The organism is Arcticibacterium sp., assembly GCF_055134445.1.
Window position 1 is genome coordinate 1 of record NZ_JBSRVI010000081.1, and the last position, 5752, is coordinate 5752.

Consider the following 5752-nt stretch of genomic DNA (forward strand, 5'->3'; position numbering starts at 1 on the left):
GTGCTCTTCCGATCTGTTTGAGCATTTGCTGTTCCACCTACATCCAGGAAGTTGGCAGGCTCACCACCGGCCAATTTAATCATATCCATTGTAGCCATAGCCAAACCAGCACCATTCACCATACAACCCACGTTTCCGTCAAGTTTTACATAGTTCAAGTCACTTTCAGAAGCTTCTACTTCCATTGGATCTTCCTCCGCTTTGTCTCTTAAAGCTAATAATTCTGGATGGCGGTAAAGAGCATTGTCGTCCAAATCTACTTTGGCGTCTACTGCTAAAATTTTATCGTCAGATGTTTTTAAAACTGGGTTAATTTCAAACATAGCAGAATCCGAAGCTTCGTATGCTTTATATAAAGAGAAAATGAATTTAACCATCTCTTTATTAGCTCCACCAGTTAAGCCTAATTTGTTGGCCACTTTTCTTGCTTGAAAAGCTTGTAAGCCTACTCTTGGGTCAATCCACTCTTTGAAAATTAACTCAGGAGTGTTCTCAGCTACTTCTTCAATGTCCATTCCACCTTCAGTAGAAGCCATGATGACGTTACAGCTTTTTGTTCTATCTAAAAGAATAGAAATGTAGAATTCTTTCGGCTCACTATCTCCAGGATAATAAACGTCTTCAGCTATTAATACCTTATTAACTACTTTTCCTTCAGGACCTGTTTGGTGTGTCACCAAAACATTCCTAAGAAGGTTGCTTGCAGCAGTTTTAGTGTCTTCAGCAGATTTAACTAGCTGCACACCACGTTGCTCCATTCCCACTATCTGGCCTTTTCCTCTTCCACCAGCATGGATTTGAGACTTAATGACAGCAAATTTTGAATCTGTCATTTTTGCAATTTCCTTATAGGCCGTAACTGCACTTTCAGGAGATTCAGCAACGATTCCTCGTTGGATTCTTACCCCATATTTGGCTAAAATTTCCTTACCTTGGTATTCGTGAATGTTCATTATTTGAGATTAAGAGAATTGAACTTTTCTAATTTTTGGGCAAATTAGGGAAATAATCGTTTCATTCATAAGATAAAAAGCTAAAAACTGATAATATTGTTTATTAAAACAAGAGAATTACATGCTCAAAGCAGAAGGTATTTATAAAAAATATGGTGAATTAGAAGTTTTGAAAGGGATTGACCTTGAAATAGCTTCTGGTGAAATAGTGGCCATAGTGGGGCCTTCGGGGGCAGGAAAAACAACATTACTTCAGATACTGGGCACATTGGATTCATCGGATTTAGGGAAGATTTTCTTGGACAATATGGAGGTGAGTTCTATGTCAGAAAAAGAAATAGTAAAACTTAGAAATGAGAAACTAGGCTTTGTTTTTCAGTTTCATAACCTCATGGCGGAACTTACGGCATTAGAGAATGTCTGCTTGCCAGGCTGGATAGGAAAAAGAAATGAAAAAGAAGTTAAGAAGAGGGCTTCTGAGCTCTTGGCTACTTTAGGATTGAAGGATAGGAGTGAGCATTTACCTTCAGAACTTTCTGGTGGTGAGCAGCAAAGAGTAGCTGTGGCCAGAGCGTTAATAAACTCGCCTAAAATTATTTTTGCCGACGAACCCACCGGTAATTTAGATACTCAAAATGCCCTTGATTTACATAATTTGCTTTTAGATATAAGGGCGAAATTTAATTGTGCTTTTGTGATTGTCACGCATAATAAAGAATTAGCCGATATGGCAGATAGGGTAATCACGCTTAAAGATGGGAGAGTGGTTTAGTTTGGTATTTGTGTGATGATGTGAAGAATTAAGTAGGAATGGGAAACAAAATGTACATTAAATATTCCAACAAAAGTTTTAATCAAGACTATTAGAAATTGACAAATGGGCTCAAAAAAGCAAAAACTTTACATAATACTTTGTGGTATCTTCTTAACCAATGCCATTACGGCAGAAATTATTGGGGCCAAGATATTTAGTCTAGACCAGACCTTAGGTTTTGATGGCTCGGGTTATTCTGTTTTAGGTTTTGACTTGAGTTTTGCTTTAACTGCTGGTACACTTAATTGGCCTATCGTTTTTATTGTTTCCGATGTAATCAATGAATACTATGGGAAAAAAGGTGTAAAATTTATTTCTTACTTAGCCGCGGCTCTTATTACTTTTAGTTTTTTAGTCATTTATCTTGCGGTATATGTTAAACCCGCAGCATTCTGGCTGGATGTAAATGCTATAGATTCTAACGGACAGTCTATCAATATTAATGAAGGCTTTAAGATGATTTTCAGGCAGGGGCTTGGTATTATCATAGGAAGCTTATCTGCCTTTTTAATAGGTCAGATATTGGATGCATTTGTTTTTCATAAACTAAGAAAAATAACAAAAAATAGATTTATCTGGTTAAGAGCTACAGGTTCTACCGTGGTTTCGCAGCTTATCGATTCTTTTGTAGTAATTTTTATCGCCTTCTATGTTTTCGGAAATTGGTCTTTAGAGCAGGTAGGGCAGGTTTCTACCAATAATTATATCTTTAAATTCTTTATAGCCATAGCTCTAACACCTCTTATTTACCTTGCTCATTACTTGATAGATAAATGGCTTGGAAAAGAAGAGTCGGATCAATTAATTGATGCAGCTACTTCTTCTGACTAATAATTTCAGGGAAATCCATTTGACTAGTTGCAGAGCAACCTCCCGAGCACGATGCACAACCAGCTCCTTCAGAAGAAAACTGTTTGTAAACCATTCGTATGAGGTAGCCTAAGGCCAACCCTGACAGTGCAATAATGATTATGTTTTCTATGACGACCATTCTCCTTTGCAAATTTTAATGTGTGCAATATGATGAGCTCCATGCCAAGCATAAAGAGCCATCACACTTTCTAATGTGAAACTATATTCCGTCTCTGGGTGAACGTAACTTCTGTTTAAAGTTTCTTCGTCTAAGTTTTCTAGAAGTGCTACCACTTTGGCATGAATAACCTTTAACATATCTATAGAAAGCTGAATAGGCAGATTGTAATCTGGTAGTTCCGCCCACCTGTCTTCAAAATATGCCTTTATCCTAGGTGAATCTTCTGTTAAAGTCCATTTAAGACGTATTAGCATATTCATGTGACTGTCTGCAATATGGTGCACTACCTGTTGAGCAGTCCAGCCATCAGGTCTGTAAACATTAGATAGTTGTTCATCCGTAATACCAGCAGCAACTTTTTCTAATTCGCTTGGAAAGTCTTTAAGGATGCTTAGAAATTCTGCAACCTCTTCTTTGCTGTAATCCTTCTTAACTTTGAATTTACCGATTGGGTATTGAAAATCAATCATAATACTATAATTGTGTTTGTATTTAAAACATTTACTTATCTATAATGGTTCTGAGTTGGTCTTCCGTTTCCAGATAAAATACGATCGTAGAAGTACCGTACCGGCTATAGGAATAATAGCAGGATGAAAGCCCTGTGGTAGAAATGAAAACCCTACTATCACAATAATGCCTAAAATGACCTGAATTAAGAAAAGTTTGCTAATAATCGACTGTCTATCCGTTTTTTTGTTCAGGAATAAAACCAAAGGAAAAACAGAAGGGAAAGCCCAAAGTAAATTTAAATTTTCATTCATAACGCCATGGTCTGTTAAAAACCAAAGAACAAGAAGAAACCAACCTGTTACTCCTGTGAGACTAAAGAGGAGTTTATCCATCCAGAGATACCACTTCTTTCTCTGGTATTCTATAAATGTTATATAAGCTACCATCAAGAAAATGATGCCAAATAAAAGAAAAGGCTTTATAATAAATGACGAATGCTCAAGGGTATAAGGACTTAATTCCTTTTTTGTTTTCACAAAACTCACCCATTTACCATCACTAAACACCTTTGCCGAATCCATGGCATGCATTAAGTTATCAGGAATAAACATGGCTCTTAAAGCGTTTGTTTTTTCGTCTGACGGCAGTCCTAAAGCAAGGTTCATTCCGAACTCCGTCCAGTCGTTTTTGCTTTTCCTGTTGTATATATCCAGCCAATCTCTAAAACTCTGGTCAGCATTTAGGCTTGGGCTCAGTTTTAATTTTTCTCCAGCTACGGTTTGAAAAACGTCTCTAACTCTGGAAGCACAGTTATCATAAAAGAATTTGTAATTGTACTTTCTGTTTTCAGGTTGATAATTATGAAGTAGAAAATCAAATACCTGTTGTTTTTGGGTAGAATCTAACCTTAAAACTTGTTCCGTAACACCACGTCCGTCTTCTGTCCAGCTGGGTACTTCGTCTCTAAAGTTATAAGCACCAATCTGATAGGGCAGGGTACCTTTTAAGAATTTAAGATAGAAACCCTCGGTTCTAAAATCGAAAACGCCATAGTTGAAATTCACATCTATGCCGTTTTGAGGGTCTTTTACCCTTATGGCGGTATGGCCAGCAAAAGAGAATAATTCCTTTCCAGGAGAAATGGTCAATAAGGATACTTCGCTGTTTTGCGATAGCGTTTGACAAAAAAGTCTGTTGCCCGAAAAGGACAACAGACTAAATATGAGCACTAAATATTTTATGTTCATTCTTATCTTAAAGTAAGCAATACTAAGGCTCTACAGTTTGAGTTTTCCCTTTTTTAGAGAAACTTAGTTCTTCAGATTTACCATCATAATCTACATGAATGACATCTCCTTCTTTCAACTGACCTTTCAGAATTTCTTCAGCCATTGGGTCTTCCACATATTTCTGGATGGCCCTGTTTAACGGTCTGGCTCCATACTGTTGGTCGTATCCCTTTTCTGCAACATAGTCTTTGGCTGCATCTGTTACTTCTATCTCATAACCCAGACCGTTGATTCTTACGAATAACTTTCTAAGCAAGATATCTATAATCTGATGAATAGACTCTTTCTCTAGAGAATTGAAAATGATAACATCATCCAGTCTATTTAAGAACTCTGGTGAGAATGTTTTTCTCAAAGCACTCTGAATGGTGCTTTTCACAGCCTCGTCCTGATTATCTTTTCTAGCTTTGGTGCTGAAACCAATGCCAGCTCCAAAATCTTTCAAATCTCTAACACCAATATTAGAAGTCATGATGATAATGGCATTTCTGAAATCCACCTTTCTACCAAGGCTATCTGTTAAAACACCGTCGTCTAATACTTGAAGTAAAATATTGAAAATATCTGGATGTGCTTTTTCGATTTCATCCAAAAGGATTACCGAATAAGGCTTTCTACGAACTTTTTCTGTAAGCTGACCACCTTCTTCATAACCCACATATCCTGGAGGGGCTCCTACCAATCTAGAGATACTGAATTTCTCCATGTACTCACTCATATCTATTCTGATAAGAGCTTCGTCGGAGTCAAACAAATATTCTGTCAGTGCTTTCGCCAATTCCGTTTTTCCTACACCGGTAGGGCCTAAGAAAATGAACGAGCCAATCGGTTTTTTCGGGTCTTTAAGACCTACTCTCGTTCTTTGAATGGCTTTCACCAGTTTTTTAACGGCTTCATCCTGACCAATGATTCTATTCTTAAGAGAATCACCCATTTTGAGCATACGCTCACCTTCATTCATATTAACTTTGTTAATCGGAATTCCGGTCATTTGGGCAATAACCTCACCTACGTTATCTTCTGTAACGAGATGCCTCTTTTCTTTACTTTCTTCTTCCCAAGCTAGCTTAACACGGTCTAGTTGGTCTATCAGTTTCTTTTCTTTGTCGCGAAGCTGAGCAGCTTCTTCATAACGCTGACTTTTAACTACAGCATTTTTCTCTACCTTAATATTCTCTACAGCCTCTTCTAGTTCGATGATTTCTTGAGG

At 37.3% G+C, this 5752-nt stretch carries 7 protein-coding genes; 2 read left to right on the top strand and 5 right to left on the bottom strand.

All coding sequences use genetic code 11. From position 1 onward, the window contains the following. On the bottom strand, positions 1-953 hold a 953-nt coding region (sucC, locus tag ACTBZY_RS10325; RefSeq protein ID WP_463046255.1), incomplete at its 3' end, for an ADP-forming succinate--CoA ligase subunit beta. 121 nt (positions 954-1074) lie between these two features. Between sucC and ACTBZY_RS10330 the strand changes: the two genes are divergently transcribed. Next, positions 1075-1725 (top strand): ABC transporter ATP-binding protein, encoded by a 651-nt coding sequence (locus ACTBZY_RS10330; protein WP_463046256.1) that lies wholly within the window; start codon positions 1075-1077, stop codon positions 1723-1725. A gap of 105 nt (positions 1726-1830) precedes the next feature. Further along, positions 1831-2598: a queuosine precursor transporter gene (locus ACTBZY_RS10335; RefSeq protein ID WP_463046257.1), complete on the top strand. Its 768-nt coding sequence runs from the start codon at positions 1831-1833 to the stop codon at positions 2596-2598. Here the strand turns inward: ACTBZY_RS10335 and ACTBZY_RS10340 are convergent. The 4 genes from ACTBZY_RS10340 to ACTBZY_RS10355 all read right to left on the bottom strand — a co-directional run. Continuing rightward, positions 2582-2758, bottom strand: coding sequence for a FeoB-associated Cys-rich membrane protein (locus tag ACTBZY_RS10340; RefSeq protein ID WP_463046258.1), 177 nt, complete (start codon positions 2756-2758; stop codon positions 2582-2584). The two genes, ACTBZY_RS10335 and ACTBZY_RS10340, sit on opposite strands and share 17 nt — an antisense overlap. Continuing rightward, on the bottom strand, positions 2746-3270 hold the full coding sequence (locus ACTBZY_RS10345; protein ID WP_463046259.1) for a YfiT family bacillithiol transferase: 525 nt from the start codon (positions 3268-3270) through the stop codon (positions 2746-2748). Before ACTBZY_RS10345 ends, ACTBZY_RS10340 begins: the two co-directional genes overlap by 13 nt. Before the next feature lie 39 nt (positions 3271-3309). Beyond that, positions 3310-4500 carry a lipoprotein N-acyltransferase Lnb domain-containing protein gene (locus ACTBZY_RS10350; RefSeq protein WP_463046260.1) on the bottom strand — a complete coding sequence of 397 codons (1191 nt, stop codon included), beginning with the start codon at positions 4498-4500 and terminating at the stop codon, positions 3310-3312. Positions 4501-4522: 22 nt separating this feature from the next. Continuing rightward, a partial coding sequence (locus tag ACTBZY_RS10355; protein ID WP_463046261.1) for an AAA family ATPase occupies positions 4523-5752 on the bottom strand: 1230 nt, incomplete at its 5' end.

What these genes read in the sequence shown, in the direction of transcription:
- ACTBZY_RS10345 (WP_463046259.1), bottom strand. Translation starts at nt 3,270, where the DNA reads ATGATTGATTTTCAATACCCAATCGGTAAATTCAAAGTTAAGAAGGAT.
- ACTBZY_RS10350 (WP_463046260.1), bottom strand. Translation starts at nt 4,500, where the DNA reads ATGAACATAAAATATTTAGTGCTCATATTTAGTCTGTTGTCCTTTTCG.
- ACTBZY_RS10335 (WP_463046257.1), top strand. Translation starts at nt 1,831, where the DNA reads ATGGGCTCAAAAAAGCAAAAACTTTACATAATACTTTGTGGTATCTTC.
- ACTBZY_RS10330 (WP_463046256.1), top strand. Translation starts at nt 1,075, where the DNA reads ATGCTCAAAGCAGAAGGTATTTATAAAAAATATGGTGAATTAGAAGTT.
- ACTBZY_RS10340 (WP_463046258.1), bottom strand. Translation starts at nt 2,758, where the DNA reads ATGGTCGTCATAGAAAACATAATCATTATTGCACTGTCAGGGTTGGCC.